Below are 20,711 nucleotides of genomic sequence, written 5' to 3'. Positions count from 1 at the left end.
CTTATGTCAACCCACCAAGAAATATCAAGTTTTATATGGAATGTTTGTGATGACGTGTTACGTGGTCTCTTCAAACAACACGAATACGGAGATGTCATTCTACCTTTTGTTGTTCTCCGAAGATTGGATTGTGTTATAGAACCCAAAAAGGATAAAGTCATTGAACTTTACAAGGAGTTAAAGGATGAGGTTGATCCTACTCCGATTATTAAGAAACAAACAGGACTCAAATTCTTCAATCATTCAAATTTTGATCTTCAAAGACTGAAAGGTGATCCCAATGGACTCAAAGTTAATTTTCCCAATTACATCAATGGATTTTCACAAAATGTATTCGAGATCTTGGAAAACTTTCAATTGGAGAAACCCGTTGAGAAACTTCTAAAAAACAACAAACTATACCTACTCATAGATAAATTCACCGAAGTGGATCTTCATCCCAACAAAGTAGATAACCATACAATGGGACAGATCTTCGAAGAACTCCTTCGTAAGTTTAGCGAAATGAGCAACGAAACCTCCGGGGAGCACTACACCCCAAGGGATGTGGTTAAATTACTCGTTTCATTGGTGTTCTCAGGGGAAGAAGATAACCTCTCAGGTGAAGGGATCATCCGGTCCATATTTGATCCGTGTGCGGGAACAGGAGGTATGTTGACCATCGGTAAAGAATGGATCGAGAAAAATGTTTCCAATAAGGTTCGGGTCAATCTATATGGACAGGAACTAAACCCTCAGACCTATTCTATCTGTAAATCGGATATGTTGATTACGGGAGAGGATCCCGACAATATCAAATTAGGTTCTTCATTGTCAATGGATCAGTTTGAAGGTCGAAAATTCGATTACATGATCACCAATCCTCCTTTTGGAGTAAGTTGGAAATCCGAGAAGGAATTTGTTGATGAGGAAAGTAAAAATCCTATGGGTCGATTCTCTGTGGGAACCCCAAGGAGTTCGGATGGTTCTCTTCTTTTCCTTCAACATATGATCTCTAAAATGAAAGATGAGGGATCTCGAATTGGGGTGGTCTTTAATGGATCTCCCTTATTTACAGGAGACGCTGGAAGTGGGGAAAGTGAAATCAGAAGATGGATCATCGAAAATGATTGGTTGGAATGTATTGTTTCCCTCCCTGATCAATTGTTCTTTAATACGGGAATATCAACCTACATATGGGTCGTTACCAATAAAAAGAAACCTCATCGAAAAGGAAAAATCCAACTCATTGATGGTTCTTCTTTTTACTCAACAATGAAGAAAAGTTTAGGGAGTAAACGAAAGTATATCTCAAAACCATTCAGAGAAGAATTGATCCAATTATATCGAGATAATCAAGAATCGGAGTTTTCAAAGATTTTTGACAATGAGTTCTTTGGATATACGAAGGTTGTCATAGAACAATCCGAAATGGAAAATGGGGAGGTTGTAACTAAGAGAGATGGATCACCAAAACCTGATACCTCCAAAAGAGATTATGAAAGAGTTCCTCTTACAGATGATATCGATGACTATTTTAATCGAGAAGTGAAACCTCATCTTCCGAAAAGTTGGATGGAAAGAAGTAAAGATAAAGTGGGGTATGAGATCAATTTCACGAAGTATTTCTACAAATACAAACCCCTTAGGAGTTTAGAAGAGATTACATCAGATCTTTTAAAATTGGAAGAGGAAAGTGAAGGAATATTTAAAGAGATTGTGAATGAATAGTTCCTTTTCAATAGAATTACCAGGATTATCAAATCTGAATGACTTTGTGAATAGGTGGTCACCTGTTTATTCATTTAAGAATGAACATAGATATAGGGATCATATTGATAAAGTATTAGACAATAAGTCCTCCTTCATAGAATTATTCAAGTGGAAGAATGGAACAGGGGATGTCATTTACGAAAAGAAAATGACGAATGTCCTTAATTATTGGAAGAAGGTTGAGGTGCTGAAATACTTAAAAACGGATTTTGACTGGGAAATTTTTGAATCTGAATTCGAACCTCAAAAAAGTTCTACTATTTGGAGGTTGTTTTTGCTCCATATAATGAACCCTTCCCAATTCCCAATATTTGACCAACATGTCTTCCGTTCCTATAAATTCATCACAAAGGGAGTAATTGAAGAGATCCCCAACAATTCCAAAAAGAAATATTTACTCTATAAAAACGAATACTTTGATTGGTTTAATAATTTAAAACAAGAGTATAATGAATCTCCTAAGAAGATGGATGAGTCTTTCTTTTCATTTGGACAGATGTTGAAAGGAATTAAAAAATACCCGATAAACATTGAACAACGATGAAACTATTTCAAATAAATAACAACGAACTTTCATCCATCTCCTCCAACCCTTTTAAGTTGGAGAAAGACATTCAAACATTGATTGAAAACAATGTGGAAACCCTGTTTGGATTAGAGTTCGTAAAATCGGAATTAAGTGTTCAAAGTTTCAGGTTTGACACGCTCTGTTTCGATAAGGAAACCAATTCCTTTGTGATTATCGAGTATAAAAAAGGGACAAGTTATTCGGTGATTGATCAAGGATATACCTATCTCTCCCTCCTCTTAAACAACAAGTCAGATTTCATTTTAGAATACAATGAAACCCTGGATAAAAACATCAAAAGGGATGAGGTGGATTGGAGTCAATCCAAGATCATTTTTATTTCTCCCAAGTTCTCCGATTACCAAAGAAATTCCATCAATTTCAAGAATATCCCGTTTGAATTATGGGAAGTGATGAGGTATAAGAATAATCTACTTGGATTGAATAAAATCAACATTGAATCCGATGTCGATATCAACTCAACTACTCAAATGGATGGAAGTGAAAACAACTTAGTCAGTAGAGTTTCCAAAGAGATTATTCGATATGATGAAGACTATCATCTTTACAAGAGTAAAAACCGACCTGAATGGGTGGTTGAATTATACCGAGACCTAAAAGATAGAATAATGAAGATTGGTGATGGTATAGAGGTCAAAATTGGAAAACAAACCATTGGATTTAGAGAAAATAGAATTTTTACAGATATCATTATCTATAACAAGGGTCTTGGAGTGTTGGTGAATATGAAAAAGGGCGAATTGAGGGATGACCTCAATTTAACCGAAGATCTTAGTGAAAAAGGACATTGGGGAAACGGGGATTATAGAATTTGGTTACACTCGGATGAACATTTAGATTATGCCATTAACCTTATCAAACAATCCTATCAAAACCAACATTAATGAAAAAATATTCTTCATATAAGGGTTCGGGAGTGGATTGGATTGGGGAGATTCCAAGTCATTGGGTTAAGACCAAATTTAAATATGTATCAACCCTTTATACGGGGAATAGTCTCAATGAAAAACAAAAGGAGTATTATGAAAGTGATGATTTGAAGGACATTTCTTATGTTTCTTCAAAAGATATTGATATAAATACTCAAAGAGTTAATTATAATAATGGACTAAGAATTCCCTTAGAAAATAATCCATTAAGGCTCGGCAAAAAGGGAGGTTTTCTTCTTTGTGTAGAAGGTGGTAGTGCTGGAAAAAAAATGGTGTTTTTGAAACAAGATGTTTGTTTCGTAAATAAATTATGTTATTTCTATTCTGACCAAATAACAAAATTTCAATTTTATTTTATTCAAAGTACCAACTTTCAAGATAAGTTTGAACTATCAAAGACAGGATTAATTGGGGGGGTGTCCATTTCAACTCTAAGGGATTTTGAACTTGTTTTGCCTTCTCTTTCTGAACAACAACAAATCGCCTCCTACCTCGATCAAAAAACCTCCCTCATCGATAACCTCATCCAAAAGAAGGAACGAAAAATAGAACTCTTAAAGGAGAAAAGAACTTCACTTATCAACCATGTGGTGACCAAAGGTCTTGACCCCAATGTGGAAATGAAAGATTCGGGAGTGGAGTGGATTGGGAAGGTTCCGAGTCATTGGGAGTACATCCCCGCCAAGTATTTCTCTATAAACAATAACGGAATACAAACAGGTCCGTTCGGAACTCAACTTAACACCAAAGATTACACGGAAAGTGGAGTCAAAGTAATGAATCAAAAAACATTAATTGAAGAGGATTATGAAATTGGGGAGGAATACATCTCTAACGAAAAATTTCAGGAATTACGTGTGTTTGAAGTGAAGGGAGGTGACATAATAATGGGAACAAGGGGATCTTTTGGTTCAAAAAACAGAACAACTTTTGGTAAGGTCTCAATAGTTCCTGATGGTCTTGGAGATTGTGTATTACATCCTTGCTTGATAAGAATTAGGTTGAATGAACACATGATGTTAAAACAATATTTCTATACTTATGTAAATGAATCATCATTTTTTTTAGAGGATATTCGTAATACTAGTAACTCAACAACCATAGAAGTAATTTATGGAGTGACATTAAAAGATATTAGATTTCCTGTTCCCCCAATTTCCGAACAAAAAATCATCCTTGAATATATTGGTGAACAAACCAACGAAATTGATGAACTAATTGGGTTAGAACAAAACAAAATTGAACTTCTCAAAGAGTATCGTCAATCATTAATTTCAGAGGTTGTGACAGGAAAAATTAGAGTCAGTCAAGGAGACCATTCATTTACCCCTAAAAATGAATTGGTATGAACTCACCCAACGAAGGAAGATTTGAATCACACATCGAGAAATCGTTATTAAAACACGATTATAAGTCCCGTCTATACCCCGAATACGATCGGGTAAATTGTGTCATAGAGGAAGACCTCATCGGTTTTATCAAAGAGACCCAAGAAAAAGAATACCAAAAACTACACTCTCAATTTGATACCTCAACAGACAAACAATTAGTCAAAGTATTAAATGATGGTATTTCAAAACGAGGAATCGTAGATGTTCTAAGAAAGGGAATTAATACACGAGGTTGTTCCTTCGATTTGGTGTATTTCCAACCCAAAAGTGGAATGAACCCTGAACATATGGAGTTATACTCTAAAAACAGGTTTGTAGCGGTTCGACAACTCCATTATTCCATCAAGAATGAGAAGTCTATTGATATGGTTTTATTCCTCAATGGTATACCCATCATCACTATGGAACTCAAAAACCAACTCACAGGTCAGAACATCTATAATTCCGAAAAACAATATAAAGAAGACAGAAACCCATTAGGAGAACCCCTATTACAATTTAAACGATGTCTGGTACACTTTTGCGTAGATAATGATAAAGTATCTATGACAACCCGTTTGAGTGGATTAAAAACGAGATTTTTACCTTATAACAAAGGAATTGAAAATCCTTCTGTTAAAGATGATTACCGATCGGAGTATTTATGGAATGACATTCTCCAACCCGACTCCCTTTTGGACATTATCGAAAACTTTGTCTTGGTCTCCATAGAAACCGATAAAGTATGGAGTTCAAAACACAATAAAGTAATCGAAGAGAAAAGTGAGGTGCTGATCTTTCCGAGATACCATCAATTGGACGTGATCAGAAAATTGAGATCCAAGATCAAGGAAGAGGGTGTTGGACACAATTACCTCATCCAACATACTACGGGATCAGGGAAATCCTATTCCATTGGTTGGTTATCTCATACCTTAACTTCCCTATACAGAACAAAAGGAGATACCAATCGAATGTTTGACACCATATTGGTCATTACCGATCGAAAAGTGTTGGATAGACAACTACAAAACACTTTAAAACAATTGGAACAGACCAGTGGGGTGGTCAATCCAATTGACATCAACTCAAAACAACTACAAGAATACTTAGAAAAGGGAAAGGATATTATTGTTACCACCATTCAAAAGTTCCCTTTCATCTCGGAAACCATTTCAAAATTGAAAGGACAGACTTTCGGGGTAGTGATCGATGAGGTTCATTCCTCGCAATCGGGTGAAACTTCCAAACATTTAAAAAAATCCCTTTCAACCGAAATCATTGAGGATGATGATGGTGAAATTGATTATGAAGAAATGATCCGAAGAGAAATAGAGTCACGTGGAAAACAAGAACATATTTCCTTTTTCGGATTTACGGGAACCCCAAAAAATAAAACCCTCGAACTATTCGGAAGAAAAAATGAAGATGGAAATTTCGTTCCCTTTCATTCTTATTCAATGAAACAATCCATCAAGGAAGGATTTACCTTGGATGTTTTAGAACACTATACCACCTACAAAAGATATTTCAAAGTCCATCAATCAGGAGATGAAGATCAAGAACTTCCCGAAAGTAAGGTGATGAAATTATTGGTGGATTATGTCGATTCCCACGATGAGGTGATCAAACAAAAGGTCTCCATTATTCTTAATCAGTTTGTATCTCGTACTTCAAAGAAGATCAATGGACAAGCCCGAGGGATGGTGGTTGTTCGATCAAGGAAACATTGTGTTCTGTTTTTCCAGGAAATGGTAAGACAAATGAAAGAAAGAGGTCTTAGTTATTCCTGTTTAGTGGCGTTTAGTGGATCTGTTTCACTTCACGGACAAGACTATACAGAGGGATCTTTAAATTCTGAAAACGGAATGGAAGGATCGGACATCCCAAGTGGATTGAAAGATCCGAGGTTCAGAGTATTAATAGTCTCCAATAAATTCCAAACAGGATTTGATGAACCCCTGATTCATACAATGTTTGTAGATAAGAAATTGAGTGGCGTTCAATGTGTTCAGACCCTATCACGACTTAACCGAACCAAATCGGGTAAGACAGATACTTTTGTGTTGGATTTTGTGAATGATACCGAGGACATTGTTAATTCCTTCCAACCATTCTATACCTCAACCACACTAACAGGAGAAACCGAACCCGATAAGTTATATGACCTACAATATCAAATAGAATCATTCAACCTTTTTACCGATGATCAGGTGGATCGGTTCTGTAAAGAGTTTTATAAAGAAACTGAGACCGATGAAAAACTACATCCAATCATTGATGAGGTAGTTGAAAGTTGGAAGGAATTGGAGACAGACGATCAGCGGACAGAGTTCAAATCAAAAATTCAATCCTTCATCCGATTGTATTCGTATATCTCTCAGATTATCACCTTCACAGAGGTTCAATGGGAAAAATTATATGTTTTTTTGAGATATGTAAACAAGAAACTACCCAAGGGAGAATCGGAAAGAATAGACCTTTCAGATTCGGTTGATCTGGATTCATTGAGGATTCAGATGATGGGTGAGTCTAAACTCTCATTAGAGGACATACAAGGAGAGGTTTATCCCATGGGAGAGGATGGATCAGGAGGAGTCAACGAACCCGAATATGATCTTCTTTCCCATATTATTGAAAGGATAAATGAAGTCTACGGAATTGAACTTTCTGAAGAAGATAAGTTAGACTTGGAAAACGTGACCCAACGTATGAAACAGAATGATGATCTATCTTCGGTTATGGTAGGTAATAACACCGAAGACGACAAGAAGGACTTCTTTAAGAAGGTAATGAAGGATGAGGTTAGTGAGTATTATGGGGATCGATTGGAGTTCTATAAAAAGATTATGAATACGAAGGTCTTCCCGATGATTTTGGATGGGTTGTATAGGGAGTATAATAGGAATAGTCCAAATCTTTAAATGAGTAAAAAACTATCCCAAGAAAAATTAAATGAAACTAAATGTGATATTTAATTTCATAACTCTCTATGTAGTTGTCAAATCGTTTAACATATTTATCACGAGTTTCTCTGACGTTCCTTAATAATTCTTTTTTATTATGAATCTCAAATTCATCAATGGCTTCATTAAGTTTTTCCATCAGACTATTCGATAATTTCATGATATTTTCTCTTTTAGTCTCTATCGTATAAAGTTTAAGATTATTAAAATCATCAACAATAACTTTATAATGATTATAAATCCTTTCAACTTCTTCTATAAAAGATTCTAGACTATCTGTTTTTTTTATTTTAATTTCCTTTTCCTTGAAGTCATTACTCATAATATCATATTTAATATTCTATAAATGTAATACGATTTACAATTTTCACCTCAACGAATGAACTTTATCAGCTATAAAAAATAATAGTTTCAGGATTCATAAAAGACATAAAAACAATTTTGTTTCCCTCAAATGTTTTCCTCTTTAAACATAAAAACCTGCATATCAAATATATACAGGTTTTAATCGTGGGTCATACTGGATTCGAACCAGTGACTTCTACCCTGTCAAGGTAACACTCTGAACCAACTGAGTTAATGACCCTTATTGCTTTCAAAGATACTATCTATTAAACAAAAAATCCACCTTATTTAAGGTGGATCTTGTAGTGGGCGCGAAGGGATTCGAACCCCTGACCCCTTGGGTGTAAACCAAGTGCTCTGAACCAACTGAGCTACGCGCCCTTGCAGTTAGCGGATGCAAATATAAGGTAGTTTTTATTTAACGCAAATATTAAACTGAAAAAAAGGCACATTAATTAAATCAACTCCAGAACCCGCTCCAGTGCCATTCCTCTCGATCCTTTTACCAGGATTGTCGCATCTTTTGTATCTAGGTTCGGCCATACTTTGGTAAAGTCTTCAAAGGTTTCGAAAGTTTGAATATGTGTTTCTGAAGTGCTAGTGCCATTGAAATTAGCCCCGAGCAAGTAGGCCTGACCAAAAGGATCCGACTCGAGATAATCCACAATGTTTTGGTGCTCCATTGCTGCCGCCTCGCCCAACTCGAACATATCCCCAAGTATCATGATCTTATTTCCACCTTTCGCCTGCTTGAAGTTCTCAAGGGCTGCCATCATGCTTGTTGGATTGGCATTGTAGGCATCCATAATGAATTCAATACCGTTTTTCCGAAGTATCTGTGACCTGTTGTTCTTCGGAACATAAGACTCAATAGCTGTTTTCATATCTTCCGCAGGAACTTCGAAGTATTGGCCAATTGCTATTGCAGCGGCTATATTGTGAAAATTATAGAGCCCGATGAGATTGCTTTGAATGCTAACTCCCTTATATTCCAGTTTTAGCCGATCTGTCGCGTCTTTTAGCTGCACAGGACAATCAAAGTCACCGCTTCCGAAGGTATAACGCTTCAGTTGGGTAGTTAATTCCATCTGCTTGGAATCATTACCGTTCACAAAGGCCAATTTCTCGTTTTGTTCCAGGAATTTGTAGAGTTCACTCTTGCCTTTGATCACTCCTTCCACTCCTCCGAAACCTTCCAGGTGCGCCTTTCCGAAATTGGTAATGTACCCATAATCCGGTTGCGCAATTTCACTCAGGAACTCGATCTCCTTTTGATGGTTGGCACCCATTTCCACAACACCGATCTCCGTATGCTCGTTCATTGAAAGAAGGGTGAGCGGCACACCTATATGATTGTTTAGGTTTCCCGATGTAGCCGAAGTGTTGAATTTTCTGGAGAGTACTGCGTTTATAAGCTCTTTTGAAGTGGTCTTGCCATTGCTTCCGGTTAGTGAAATAACTGGAATCTGGAGATAATTCCGATGATAGGTGGCAAGTTTTTGTAAAAGGCCCAGAGCATTTCCATGTAGGATGGTCTCGCCGCTATTCTTATGAACTGAGATGTCGTCGATAACCGCTCGCATAGCACCTTTGTCGAGTGCATCCTGGGCAAATTGGTTTCCATTGAAATTTTCACCTTTCAGAGCAAAGAAAATACAGTTTTTAGTAATTTTCCGTGTATCGGTACAAACTCCACTGCTTTTTAGAAACAGTTTATGAAGGACTTCAATTTTCAAGGGAGGCAATTTTTTAAGTGAGTTAAAGATACGAAAAAACCCTCCGAAACGCCGAAGCTGTTCAGGAGGGTTTCATTTATTTGAAACTATAAATATTTCTATTTGTGACGTGGTCGTTTACCTTTTTTACTCTTGGAACCAACTCTGGACATCGCACAACGGAAACCAATATAATCGGTTGCCATGTCCTGAGGGAAGTAGCGTCGCTGCGCTGGGTCTAACCAGTAGTCACGATCTCTCCATGATCCTCCTTTGTAAACACGAACCTCGTTATTGATAAGTGTTGTACGGTTTGAGTTCTTGTCGTATTCACGTTCCATTGTACCTGTGCTATCCGCATACACTGAATGCTTTGGAGAGTTGTACATACGTTTGTTGTCGTTTGTTTCACTCTCTTCAACGTCTCCGAAGGAGGTATAGTGGCGAGTAGATCGAGGATCTCCATCGCGGTAATCGCGGTTGTCACTATCCGAAAACTGAGTCCTTAGATATGTTTCGTTTTCGTCAACAGGAACCTGCAGAATCTCTCCAGGTAGGTTTCTGGCAATGATTTTTCCGTTTGAAAGGGTGTCGTACACAATTGAATCAGCAGTCACCACCTTAACTTTACCGTCGTCGCCAATGTAATTCTTGGTATAAACATTACCACGATAGTAGTTGAAATCGTTGAATTCATCATCCACGATCGGACGATATACATCGGCTACCCATTCGGCAACGTTACCGGCCATGTCATATAGACCGAAATCGTTTGGCTCGAAGGATTTCACTTCAGCAGTAATATCGGCACCATCATCACTCCATCCGGCAATACCACCGTAGTCACCATCACCTTGCTTGAAGTTAGCCAGTTGATCACCTCTGCTTCGTCTCTTTCCGGAGCGGGTATACTGCCCGTCCCATGGGTATTTCTTTCTTCCGCGATATACGTTATAATTTCGTAGTCCAACCAGGCCAAGAGCGGCATATTCCCACTCTGCTTCTGTTGGTAGTCTGTAATCTGGTAATAGCAAACCGTCTTTGCGTTGTACATAAAGTCCGGTACTATCTTCGTTTCTCTTTAATAACGCCTCTGAACGTTTCCCTCCTCGGGTAATAGAATCGCTTCCTCCGTAGGTTAGGGTAGGAGCATTCAGGTATGTGTCTGTATTAAAGGTTTGTCCAGCTTCAACATCGTATCTGGCATTACGCGTAGTAAATCCTTCTTGCTCGAGGACTAACTCGTTCACGCGGTCTGTACGCCAATTACTGAACTCCACAGCCTGGATCCAGCTAACACCCACTACAGGATAGTCTGCGTAGGCCGGGTGGCGCAGGTAGTTATTGGTCATAACTTCGTTATAACCCAGTCGGTTCCTCCACACTAAGGTGTCTGGAACTGCACCTTCATAAATTTTTCGATAGTTCTCGTCACTCGGTGGGAACACAGATTTTATCCAATCCAGGTACTCAAGGTACATAAGGTTGGTAACTTCCGTTTCGTCCATGTAGAACGACTGAACGTGTTGTTGGTTAGGGGTGTTGTTCCAATCGTGCATTGGATCATCCTGTACTCTACCCATGGTGAATGTTCCACCTTCGATGAAAACAAGACCGGGGCCAGTCTCCTGTTCTTTTGCTTTGGGATTGTACTGTAAACCGCCTTCTTTGGCGTTCATTTTCCAACCCGTTGCTCTGGAGCTGTTTTTGTAGTCTCGGGACTTGTTACAGCTAGCAAATACAGCCACTGCAAATACAGCAATAAGTAGCTTTAAGGCTAAGGTTTTTCTCAAGTTCATAGTTTCAAATATGAAAAATTGGGTTCGCAATATAGTAATTAACGATAAAAGCGCAATATTATTTTAACTATAATATAGCGTAAGGCCTTGCAAACAATGCCGACCTCAATGGTAACGCTTAAGAATCGGTTTTATTATGTACTCACAAATTTCATTAAATCTTTGATGCATATTTCATACTAACCGTATATTTAGAGCGTTAATTGTTATGATGAAAAAAATTGTACTCCTTTTTATCCTGTTCTCAGCCCCTTTTGTGGTGGTGGGACAGTCCAAAACCATCCGAATAGACTGGAATGACAATACCCAAACTCAAAGATCGTTTCAGAAAAAAGCCGAGAACAAAGGCGTAGAAACGGCAAATGAGGATAAAAGGAGCCTGGAAGTAAGTCGCCATGGTTTAAGGTTCTCCCAGGTATGGAAAGATTCCCGAATGGCAAATCCGAATTCGGCCAGGATTTCAGGGATTACCTACGCTACGGTGTCACCCTCGGAACTTTCAGATGTGGATAAATCTCAAATTCCATCGAGCCCATCCTATAATATAAAGAGTACTTACTCCAGGAATGTTCTCTACACATCTTTTACTATAGTTCCAATTATTAAGGACAATGGTGTTTTCAAAAGAATAGAATCATTCAATCTCTCCTATAGTTATCAAACTAATCAAAGTAGCTCTAGAAGGATCCCACTAACCAACTCTGTTTTAGCAAGCGGCAATTGGTATAAATTCAAAATTGATAAAACAGGTGTATACAGGGTTGACAAAGCATTTCTGGACAACCTGGGAATGAATACCGATGGAGTGGACCCGCGCACCATAAAGATCTATGGCCATGGTGGAGATCCCTTGCCGGAACTAAACGATAACAACACAGAATACGACCTTCCGGAGAATGCGATCCAGATAATTGGAGAGGAAGATGGATCTTTCGACAGCCAGGATTTTATTTTATTCTACGGAAAGTCGGCGGGTTTTAATGAAGAAAATCCAACAAACATTAATCCATATAGTGACGACACCTATTATTATGTAACTTCGGGTGGATCGACTGGTTTAAGAGTGCAGCCTATGGTGGAACCAACGGGCAATCCAAATGTGACTATTAGCACCTTTAATGACTACCGGTTTCACGAAGTAGATGAAGTTTCACCGGCATTGGTGGGTAGGAAATGGTTTGGAAATAGGTTTGATATAGAAAATGAACAAACTTATGAGTTCACTTTTCCAAATATTGTTTCAGGAACGGATATGGAAATCGATTTTGCCCTTGCCGCAGCAAGTGAGGTGCAGACTTCCATGGCAATCTCGGTGAATGGAACGAGTATTGATCCTGTAGTTTTCCAGCGGATCGACGATCCGAAGTTGTTAGACCTTAGATATGTAAATAGTGAGATACCGGCAGGAGGGGAAACGGTAACTATTGACCTGGCCTATAATAATGCAGGTAATCCGGCAAGTATCGGATATATTGATTATTTGAGAGTTGGGGCACTGCGCAGGCTTGCAGGTAATGGTGAGCAACTGTCTTTTCGTTATGAGGATGCGGCGATCACTTCAGGGATAGGTGAATATCAAATTACTAATGCCGGAGGCTTTACACAGGTATGGGATGTCACGGACAAGCGCAATATTTCTTCAAAATTGAACCAAGGCGGGGCCTCTTCTATTGCCTTTAAGGCTACTATGGGAATCATACGGGAATATATTGCTGTTAACCCAAATGATTACTTCACGCCGCTTCAGGCGGAGCAGTCGGTTGTATTCAACCAGGACATTAAGGGAACGATCTTTAGAGATCCCTCCGGAAACTTTAAGGATGTTGATTTCCTAATTGTCACCTCACCTTTTTTATTACAGCCTGCATTGCGCCTTGCAAGACACAGGGAAGAGCTGGACGGACTGAATGTTAAGGTGATAACCACGGATAAGATCTACGAAGAATTCAGTTCCGGACAGCAGGACATAACCGCTATAAGAAATCTGGTGAAATACATTTACGACAATGCCTCTTCACCGGAAAAACGTATAAAATATCTTTGCCTATTTGGGGATGCGTCGGTTGATTACAAGGATCGACTTTCGGGCAATACCAATATTGTTCCTGTTTATCATTTATATGACACCTTGTTCCAGGTTAGCACCTTTGGTAGTTATATGTCGGACGAATACTACGCTATGATGGATGGCAATGAAGGTACCATGGACCTAAGTGATATGTCGGATATCGCTACTGGGCGCATTTTGGCCGACAATGTGGGCCTTGCGAATACCCTGGTGGATAAGATCATCGAATATGGAACCAAAGAATCCTACGGGAACTGGCGTAATAACTTTGTCTTGGTTTCCGATGATGCTGACGATCTTTCTGATTCAGGCCTTCAATTTGACCTTGACGCGCTTGGAGATGATATTTCGGCTAATAAACCTTTCGTTAATGTGAAGAAGATCCATATGGATGCTTATGAACAGCAGACCTCTGCCGGTGGTAATCGCTATCCGGAGGTAAATGATGCAATGGACAATGCCATCGAAGTAGGTACATTGGTGCTGAATTATTTCGGACATGGGGGTGAAGACGGTCTTTCTAAAGAGTTTATTTTCACCCAGGACCAGGCAATTAATCTTCAGAATAAAGGAAAATACCCATTAATCGTTACAGTGACCTGTGAGTTTACAAAGTTTGACAATCCACTCCGAACAACGGCGGGAGAACTCACTTATTGGAATTCGAGAGGTGGTGCCATATCATTGATCACAACAACCCGGTCCATCGGAGTGGGAACTGGGGTACTGTACAACCAGGAACTGGCTCCCGAACTATTCGGATTTGGGACTAATAACATCAATCCTCCGGCGGAAGCCCTGAGGATCGCGAGGAACAATATTCAACGCTCCGATAAATACGTGGTTTTTTATGTAGGAGATCCATCGATGCACCTGGCCTTTCCGAAGCAAAGTGTGCGCTTAACAACATTGAACGGTGTGCCCATAGAACAGGCAACTGATACCTTAAAAGCTCTAAGTAGGGTACGACTAGGAGGAGAAGTTGTGGATCAATTAGGGAATAGGTTGAATAATTACAACGGGGTGCTAGAGGGTAAAGTTTTCGATAAAAACGTACAAAGACAAACGCTTGGTAATGATGGTACGAGAGATAGTGCCAATCAATTGGTAATATTAAACTTTGTTACTCTTGGAGAAATCTTATTCAACGGCCAGGCAACAGTTTCAAATGGAACTTTTGAATTTGAATTTGTGGTTCCCCGGGATATCCAGATCCCCGTGGATACTGGTAGGGTGAGTTTGTATTCGCAGAGAGACCTTCAATTGGAGGATCAAACAGGTTTTGATCTAAGGTTAAAAGTTGGTGGGCTTAACGAAGATGCCCCGGAAGACAACCAGGGGCCACTAATAAGCCTCTTTATGAATGATGAAAGCTTTACATCAGGAGGTATAACCAACGATGCACCTATCTTAATAGCCAAGTTAGAAGACGAGAATGGAATCAATACTGCGAGTGGTATCGGGCATGATATCACTGCAATTATAGACGGTGATGAGGCCAATCCGTTTGTGCTAAACGAATATTACCAGGCAGAACTAGATGATTTCACCATGGGGAAAGCCACTTATAAGCTGAGGGACCTGGAAGAAGGACCGCACACGCTTACCCTGAAAGCCTGGGATACCTATAATAACTCCTCTACCATGGATATTCAGTTTGTGGTTGCAGGGAATGATGAGCTGGAGATTACACGAGTACTTAATTACCCAAATCCCTTCGTGAATTACACCGAATTCTGGTTCAATCACAACAGGCCGTTCGAGCCACTGGAAGTGCAGGTGCAGGTCTTTACTGTTACCGGTAAAGTGGTTTGGACTAAGAATCAGATCATTAACACAGATGGTTTCCTTTCCAGGGAGATCGTTTGGAACGGTTTGGACGATTTTGGCGATAAAATCGGAAAAGGTGTCTATGTATACAAGCTTACGGTTAAATCTACGTTAACTAACCAGAAAGTTGAAAAATTTGAAAAACTGGTTATCCTTTAAAAATTAAACTATATTTGTTGTCCAAAAATTTGAACCTCATGAAGAAAGTTTTTATTCTAATATTCATTTGTCTATTTGTCTTTAAGGCTGTTGCACAGGACAATTCTACTGCGAACCAGCGTGTAATTACCACAGCGGTTCCATTCATCCTGATTGCCGCTGACGCAAGAGCTGCAGGTATGGGTGATATTGGTGTGGCTACTTCTGCTGATGCTTTTTCACAACAGTGGAATCCGGCGAAATACGCCTTCGCAATTTCAAAGCAGGGAGTAGGTGTGACCTATACACCATATCTAAGTCAGTTAGTAAATGATATTTTCCTTGGGAATTTAACATACTACAACCGTATCAATGAGCGTAGTGCAATTGGTGCGAGTTTAAGATACTTCAGTCTTGGAGATATCGAACTTAGAGAAACCATAGATCAGGATCCTTTGATCCAAAGCCCGAACGAATTCACATTCGACGTGTCTTATGCGTTACGTTTGAGTGAACGATTCTCGATGGCGGTAGCAGGTAGATACCTGAGATCCGACTTAAGAATCCAGGCTTCTATTGAAGATGCTTCCGCGGCAAGTACTTTCGCGGTAGATATTGCCGGTTATTACCAGTCTGAAGAGATCGCTTACGATAATTTTGACGGTAGATGGAGAGCTGGTTTCAATATTTCGAATATTGGTCCAAAGATCAAGTACGATGAAGTGGGACAGGAGAATAACCTGCCTACCAACCTTGCTATTGGTGGTGGATTCGATTTCATTCTTGATGCTTACAACAAGATCGGTGTGAACGCCGAGATCAACAAGCTACTTGTTCCAACGCCTCAGGATTTTGACGGTGATGGCGATATCGATGCGGAAGACGATGAAGAATACGAGTCTATCAGTTTCTTTTCAGGTATCTTCAAATCCTTCGGAGATGCTCCAGACGGTTTCAGCGAAGAGCTAAAGGAAACTACCTGGGCACTAGGTGCCGAATATTGGTACCAGGATGTGTTCGCTTTCAGAACAGGATATTTTAATGAAAGTGATCAGAAAGGATCCAGAAAGTTCCTTTCTCTTGGTGCAGGATTCCGTTACACAGCGATTAATATCGACATTTCATACTTGTTCTCTACTTCAAGAGTGAGAAGCCCGCTAGAAGGTACGCTTCGTTTCGGACTCACCTTCAACTTCGGAGACGAGTATAGCGAATACTAAGAGTTTGAAAAAACATAAGCTGGAGACATATCTGGAAGTCTACGATTCGATTTCTGAATTACCGGATACGATCCAAAACCTAATAAATAAGGCGCAGCAAGCAAGAGACAATGCTTATGCGCCTTATTCGCGTTTTAAGGTGGGAGCAGCACTTGAACTAGCTAATGGCACTATAGTTACTGGCAACAACCAGGAAAACGCGGCTTTTCCTTCCGGATTATGCGCAGAACGGGTTGCGGTCTTTTATGCCGGGGCGAATTATCCCGGCGAACGAATATTGCACCTGGCCCTTACGGTAAAATCCGGTCATAAGGTTATTAACACACCCACCCCTCCCTGCGGAGCCTGTCGCCAGTCTTTGGCCGAATACGAAGTGGGCCAGGGCCAACCAATCGCGCTCTATTTCATGGGTGAGACAGGAAAAGTGGTGAAATCGGGATCGATACGTGATCTCCTACCACTAATTTTCGACAGTTCCTTTCTTGAAAAATTGTAAAATCGTCTCCTAAATCGTTTTCGGAATTTAATTTAGTAGTAAGGTTTTTTGTAGTACTTCAGAATATAGTATTTTTGTTATTCGCTAAATTTTGAGCGAAATATATAGTTCGGATCAATCATACTTCTTAAATGAAAAGAATTACGAAACAAACATATCTTCAGTGGTATGAGGATATGCTCTTCTGGCGAAAGTTTGAAGACAAACTGGCGCAGGTGTATATCAACCAAAAAGTTCGTGGTTTTCTGCATTTGTACAATGGGCAGGAAGCAGTCCTTGCAGGTGCCTTACACGCGATGGATCTTACCAAGGACAGGATGATCACTGCTTATCGGAATCACGTACAACCCATTGGTATGGGAGAAGACCCGAAAAGAGTCATGGCCGAGCTTTACGGTAAAGGAACAGGAACCTCACAAGGATTAGGTGGGTCCATGCATATATTTTCCAAAGAACATCGTTTTTACGGAGGTCACGGAATTGTTGGTGGACAGATTCCCTTAGGTGCGGGTCTTGCGTTTGCAGATAAATACCATGAAAGGGATTCGGTTACTTTAACCTATATGGGAGATGGTGCTACCCGTCAGGGATCACTGCACGAAACATTTAACCTGGCAACTTTGTGGAACCTCCCGGTGGTTTTCTGTGTTGAGAACAATGGTTATGCCATGGGAACTTCGGTAGAAAGAACCGCGAGCCACAGTGAGATATGGAAATTAGGTCTTGGATACGAGATGCCATGTAAGCCTGTAGACGGTATGAAACCTGAGGTTGTTGCCAAAGAGATGGACGAAGCCATTCAACGAGCGCGAAGCGGAGGAGGACCTTCATTCCTCGAAATAAGAACCTATCGCTATCGAGGTCACTCAATGAGTGATGCCCAGCACTATCGATCCAAGGAAGAAGTTGCAAGAAAGCAGGAAGAAGACCCTATCGATTATGTGTTGAATCATATTTACGAAAAGAAATGGGCTACTACCGATGAGATCGGGGCCATCGAAAAAAAGGTAAAGGAGAGAGTTAAGGAGTGTGAAAAATTTGCTGAGGACTCGCCATATCCGGAGAAGAACGTGATGTACGATACAGTTTACGAACAGGAAGATTATCCTTTTTTACCCCACAAATTATAAACTATGGCAGAGATAATAAACATGCCGCGCCTCAGCGATACCATGGAAGAGGGAACCGTGGCGAGCTGGCTTAAAAAAGTTGGAGACAAGGTTTCCGAGGGCGATATCCTTGCCGAGATTGAAACGGATAAGGCCACTATGGAATTCGAGTCCTTTTATGAAGGAACACTGCTCCATATTGGTATTGCTGAAGGAGAAACAGCCGAAGTAGATAAATTACTCGCCATAATTGGTGAAGAAGGAGAAGATATTTCGGCGCTTCTTACCGGAGGAGACGCTCCAAAGACAGAGGAAAGAACTGAGGAGGATGTTACTGAAGCATCTTCAGAAACGACCGATAGCAGCTCGGAGTCATCCGAAATTCCTGAAGGGGTTTCTATCATTACCATGCCGCGTCTGAGTGATACCATGGAAGAAGGGACCGTAGCCAGCTGGTTGAAGAAAGAAGGTGATATGGTGGAAGAAGGAGATATCCTGGCAGAGATCGAGACCGATAAGGCCACCATGGAATTCGAATCGTTCTATTCGGGAACACTATTGAAAATTGGGATTGGTGAAGGAGAAACGGCAAATGTAGATGCCCTGTTGGCAATTATTGGTCCTGCAGGCACAGACGTTTCCAATATTAGCATGAAGCCTAAGCCTGCTGCTCCAAAAACATCTGAAAAAGTAGTAGCAACAGCAGCTGCATCTGCGCCAGAACCGGCTAAGGTGGAAGAAGTAAAACATACAGCGCCAGTAACCACAACCAACGGAAGAATATTTGCATCCCCGCTTGCTAAGCGACTAGCCGAGGATAAAGGTATATCACTTGCCTCCGTTAGGGGATCCGGTGAAAATGGCCGAATAATTAAAAGAGATATTGAGAACTTCCAACCTGCTTCTGCCGGTGTGGCGGCTTATGTACCGGTTGGAGAAGAGTCATTTGAAGAATTGACCAATTCTCAAATGCGGAAGACCATCGCGAAACGCCTGGGTGAATCGAAGTTCACGGCACCGCACTACTACCTTACCATTGAATTGGATATGGACAATGCCATCGCATCCCGGACAGCGATCAACAGCGCTCCGGATGTGAAGATCTCATTCAACGACATGATCGTTAAAGCCTGTGCCATGGCTTTGAGAAAGCATCCACAGGTGAATTCCACATGGGCCGATAAAGTAACCCGAATTGCGAAACACATCCACATAGGGGTGGCAGTAGCGGTAGATGAAGGACTGGTGGTTCCCGTATTAAAATTTGCAGATGGCATGACCTTCTCGCAAATTGGAGTCCAGGTTAAAGAACTGGCCGGAAAAGCACGGGATAAGAAGCTTACCCCCGAAGAAATGCAGGGAAGCACATTTACTGTTTCCAACTTAGGAATGTTTGGTATCAAGGAGTTTACCTCTATTATCAATCAGCCGAACTCTGCTATCCTTTCTGTTGGAGCCATTGTTGAGAAACCGGTAGTTAAGAATGGGGCCATCGCCATTGGTAATACAATGACAGTTACCCTGGCATGTGATCACCGTACCGTGGATGGAGCCACAGGCGCGAAATTCTTACAAACCTTAAAACAGTATATAGAAAACCCTGTAACGATGTTCGTTTAATTACGCTTCATCATTCAAATCATTTGTTAGTCCCGTGTTGTACTTCTGTAAGGCACGGGATTTGTTTATCTTTAGCCCATGAATAAAAATGTTGTCATCACAGGTACTAGCCGGGGTATCGGGTACGAATTAGTTGCTTTGTTCGCAAATAAGGGACATAATGTCCTGGCCTTATCACGAAATGATGTACCGGTTTCCGGTATGGGAATCTCGAATTGTCACTGTTTTCCATGTGACATCACCAGTGCATCGGATGTTCGGCGTGTGTCGGAGTTTGTGAAGGCTGAGTGGAAGCATGTGGACATCCTGATCAATAATTCGGGTTACCTTGTGAATAAACCCTTCGTAAATCTTTCTCATGAAGATTTCATGCAGTCGTACGAGGTAAATGTTTTTGGCGCTATATCGATGATAAAGGCGGTTTTGCCTTTTATGAATTCCGAAGGTCATGTAGTAAATATTAGCAGTATGGGTGGCGTTCAGGGCAGCGCTAAGTTTCCTGGCCTGGCGGCTTACAGCAGCAGTAAAGGAGCTATCATTACACTTACGGAGGTCCTTGCCGAAGAATACAAAGAAAAAGGACCATCCTTCAATGCACTGGCATTGGGCGCGGTACAAACTGAAATGTTAGAAGAGGCCTTCCCGGGCTATAAAGCACCGGTAACGGCCCAGGAAATGGCTAAATATATAATGGATTTCGCTCTCAAGGGCCACAAATACTACAACGGTAAGATCATGCAGGTTTCGAGCAGCACTCCTTAATCA

14 protein-coding genes and 2 tRNA genes are annotated in these 20,711 nt (G+C 40.4%); 11 read left to right on the top strand and 5 right to left on the bottom strand.

The annotated features are described in order from the left end of the window. The first annotated feature begins 3 nt into the window (after positions 1 to 3). Genes J1N09_RS10075 through J1N09_RS10055 form a run of 5 tightly spaced genes read left to right on the top strand, consistent with a single transcriptional unit; the run spans position 4 to position 7,564 of the window. Positions 4 to 1,710 (top strand): type I restriction-modification system subunit M, encoded by a 1,707-nt coding sequence (locus J1N09_RS10075; protein ID WP_265200056.1) that lies wholly within the window; start codon positions 4 to 6, stop codon positions 1,708 to 1,710. Then, positions 1,703 to 2,296 carry a hypothetical protein gene (locus J1N09_RS10070; protein ID WP_265200055.1) on the top strand — a complete coding sequence of 198 codons (594 nt, stop codon included), beginning with the start codon at positions 1,703 to 1,705 and terminating at the stop codon, positions 2,294 to 2,296. The genes J1N09_RS10075 and J1N09_RS10070 overlap by 8 nt, the downstream gene beginning before the upstream one ends. Further along, entirely contained in the window at positions 2,293 to 3,225 is a 933-nt protein-coding gene (locus J1N09_RS10065; protein WP_265200054.1) for a DUF5655 domain-containing protein, read from the top strand. Before J1N09_RS10070 ends, J1N09_RS10065 begins: the two co-directional genes overlap by 4 nt. After that, positions 3,225 to 4,619 (top strand): restriction endonuclease subunit S, encoded by a 1,395-nt coding sequence (locus tag J1N09_RS10060; protein WP_265200053.1) that lies wholly within the window; start codon positions 3,225 to 3,227, stop codon positions 4,617 to 4,619. The genes J1N09_RS10065 and J1N09_RS10060 overlap by 1 nt, the downstream gene beginning before the upstream one ends. After that, positions 4,616 to 7,564: a type I restriction endonuclease subunit R gene (locus J1N09_RS10055; protein WP_265200052.1), complete on the top strand. Its 2,949-nt coding sequence runs from the start codon at positions 4,616 to 4,618 to the stop codon at positions 7,562 to 7,564. Before J1N09_RS10060 ends, J1N09_RS10055 begins: the two co-directional genes overlap by 4 nt. 37 nt (positions 7,565 to 7,601) lie before the next feature. On the opposite strand, the gene J1N09_RS10050 is transcribed toward J1N09_RS10055, so the two are convergent. From J1N09_RS10050 to gldJ, 5 genes are all read right to left on the bottom strand, one after another. Then, positions 7,602 to 7,928, bottom strand: a complete 327-nt coding sequence (locus J1N09_RS10050; RefSeq protein ID WP_265200050.1) for a hypothetical protein — start codon at positions 7,926 to 7,928, stop codon at positions 7,602 to 7,604. A gap of 189 nt (positions 7,929 to 8,117) precedes the next feature. Continuing rightward, a tRNA-Val gene (locus J1N09_RS10045) sits at positions 8,118 to 8,192 on the bottom strand. A gap of 65 nt (positions 8,193 to 8,257) precedes the next feature. Next, positions 8,258 to 8,332 (bottom strand) — tRNA-Val (locus J1N09_RS10040). 74 nt (positions 8,333 to 8,406) lie between these two features. Continuing rightward, a complete protein-coding gene (locus J1N09_RS10035) occupies positions 8,407 to 9,687 on the bottom strand; it encodes a UDP-N-acetylmuramoyl-tripeptide--D-alanyl-D-alanine ligase (RefSeq protein ID WP_265200049.1) in 1,281 nt (426 codons plus the stop codon). A 98-nt stretch (positions 9,688 to 9,785) separates the two neighbouring features. After that, positions 9,786 to 11,465: a gliding motility lipoprotein GldJ gene (gene gldJ / locus J1N09_RS10030; RefSeq protein ID WP_265200048.1), complete on the bottom strand. Its 1,680-nt coding sequence runs from the start codon at positions 11,463 to 11,465 to the stop codon at positions 9,786 to 9,788. Between the two features lie 208 nt (positions 11,466 to 11,673). Between gldJ and porU the strand changes: the two genes are divergently transcribed. The 6 genes from porU (at position 11,674) to J1N09_RS10000 (ending at position 20,708) form a co-directional block, all read left to right on the top strand. Continuing rightward, positions 11,674 to 15,522, top strand: a complete 3,849-nt coding sequence (gene porU, locus J1N09_RS10025; protein WP_265200047.1) for a type IX secretion system sortase PorU — start codon at positions 11,674 to 11,676, stop codon at positions 15,520 to 15,522. A 38-nt stretch (positions 15,523 to 15,560) separates the two neighbouring features. Further along, complete coding sequence (gene porV, locus J1N09_RS10020) at positions 15,561 to 16,721, top strand: type IX secretion system outer membrane channel protein PorV (protein WP_265200046.1); 1,161 nt, start codon at positions 15,561 to 15,563, stop codon at positions 16,719 to 16,721. Between the two features lie 4 nt (positions 16,722 to 16,725). After that, complete coding sequence (cdd, locus tag J1N09_RS10015; RefSeq protein ID WP_265200045.1) at positions 16,726 to 17,217, top strand: cytidine deaminase; 492 nt, start codon at positions 16,726 to 16,728, stop codon at positions 17,215 to 17,217. Positions 17,218 to 17,348: 131 nt separating this feature from the next. Continuing rightward, positions 17,349 to 18,347: a pyruvate dehydrogenase (acetyl-transferring) E1 component subunit alpha gene (gene pdhA / locus J1N09_RS10010; RefSeq protein WP_265200044.1), complete on the top strand. Its 999-nt coding sequence runs from the start codon at positions 17,349 to 17,351 to the stop codon at positions 18,345 to 18,347. Positions 18,348 to 18,350: 3 nt separating this feature from the next. Beyond that, on the top strand, positions 18,351 to 19,946 hold the full coding sequence (locus J1N09_RS10005; RefSeq protein ID WP_265200043.1) for a pyruvate dehydrogenase complex dihydrolipoamide acetyltransferase: 1,596 nt from the start codon (positions 18,351 to 18,353) through the stop codon (positions 19,944 to 19,946). 78 nt (positions 19,947 to 20,024) lie between these two features. Beyond that, positions 20,025 to 20,708: an SDR family NAD(P)-dependent oxidoreductase gene (locus tag J1N09_RS10000; protein ID WP_265200041.1), complete on the top strand. Its 684-nt coding sequence runs from the start codon at positions 20,025 to 20,027 to the stop codon at positions 20,706 to 20,708. Positions 20,709 to 20,711 lie beyond the last annotated feature (3 nt).

Source organism: Aureitalea sp. L0-47, assembly GCF_026126405.1.
Lineage (GTDB): Bacteria > Bacteroidota > Bacteroidia > Flavobacteriales > Flavobacteriaceae > Pukyongia.
Note: the sequence above shows the minus strand (reverse complement) of the source record. Positions and strands in the feature narration are given on the sequence as shown.

Bases quoted from the DNA above. Each gene is read 5' to 3' on its own strand.
- gldJ (WP_265200048.1), bottom strand. From the start codon at position 11,465: ATGAACTTGAGAAAAACCTTAGCCTTAAAGCTACTTATTGCTGTATTT.
- J1N09_RS10055 (WP_265200052.1), top strand. From the start codon at position 4,616: ATGAACTCACCCAACGAAGGAAGATTTGAATCACACATCGAGAAATCG.
- pdhA (WP_265200044.1), top strand. From the start codon at position 17,349: ATGAAAAGAATTACGAAACAAACATATCTTCAGTGGTATGAGGATATG.
- porU (WP_265200047.1), top strand. From the start codon at position 11,674: ATGATGAAAAAAATTGTACTCCTTTTTATCCTGTTCTCAGCCCCTTTT.
- J1N09_RS10050 (WP_265200050.1), bottom strand. From the start codon at position 7,928: ATGAGTAATGACTTCAAGGAAAAGGAAATTAAAATAAAAAAAACAGAT.
- J1N09_RS10070 (WP_265200055.1), top strand. From the start codon at position 1,703: ATGAATAGTTCCTTTTCAATAGAATTACCAGGATTATCAAATCTGAAT.
- J1N09_RS10060 (WP_265200053.1), top strand. From the start codon at position 3,225: ATGAAAAAATATTCTTCATATAAGGGTTCGGGAGTGGATTGGATTGGG.
- J1N09_RS10005 (WP_265200043.1), top strand. From the start codon at position 18,351: ATGGCAGAGATAATAAACATGCCGCGCCTCAGCGATACCATGGAAGAG.
- J1N09_RS10075 (WP_265200056.1), top strand. From the start codon at position 4: ATGTCAACCCACCAAGAAATATCAAGTTTTATATGGAATGTTTGTGAT.
- porV (WP_265200046.1), top strand. From the start codon at position 15,561: ATGAAGAAAGTTTTTATTCTAATATTCATTTGTCTATTTGTCTTTAAG.
- J1N09_RS10065 (WP_265200054.1), top strand. From the start codon at position 2,293: ATGAAACTATTTCAAATAAATAACAACGAACTTTCATCCATCTCCTCC.
- J1N09_RS10000 (WP_265200041.1), top strand. From the start codon at position 20,025: ATGAATAAAAATGTTGTCATCACAGGTACTAGCCGGGGTATCGGGTAC.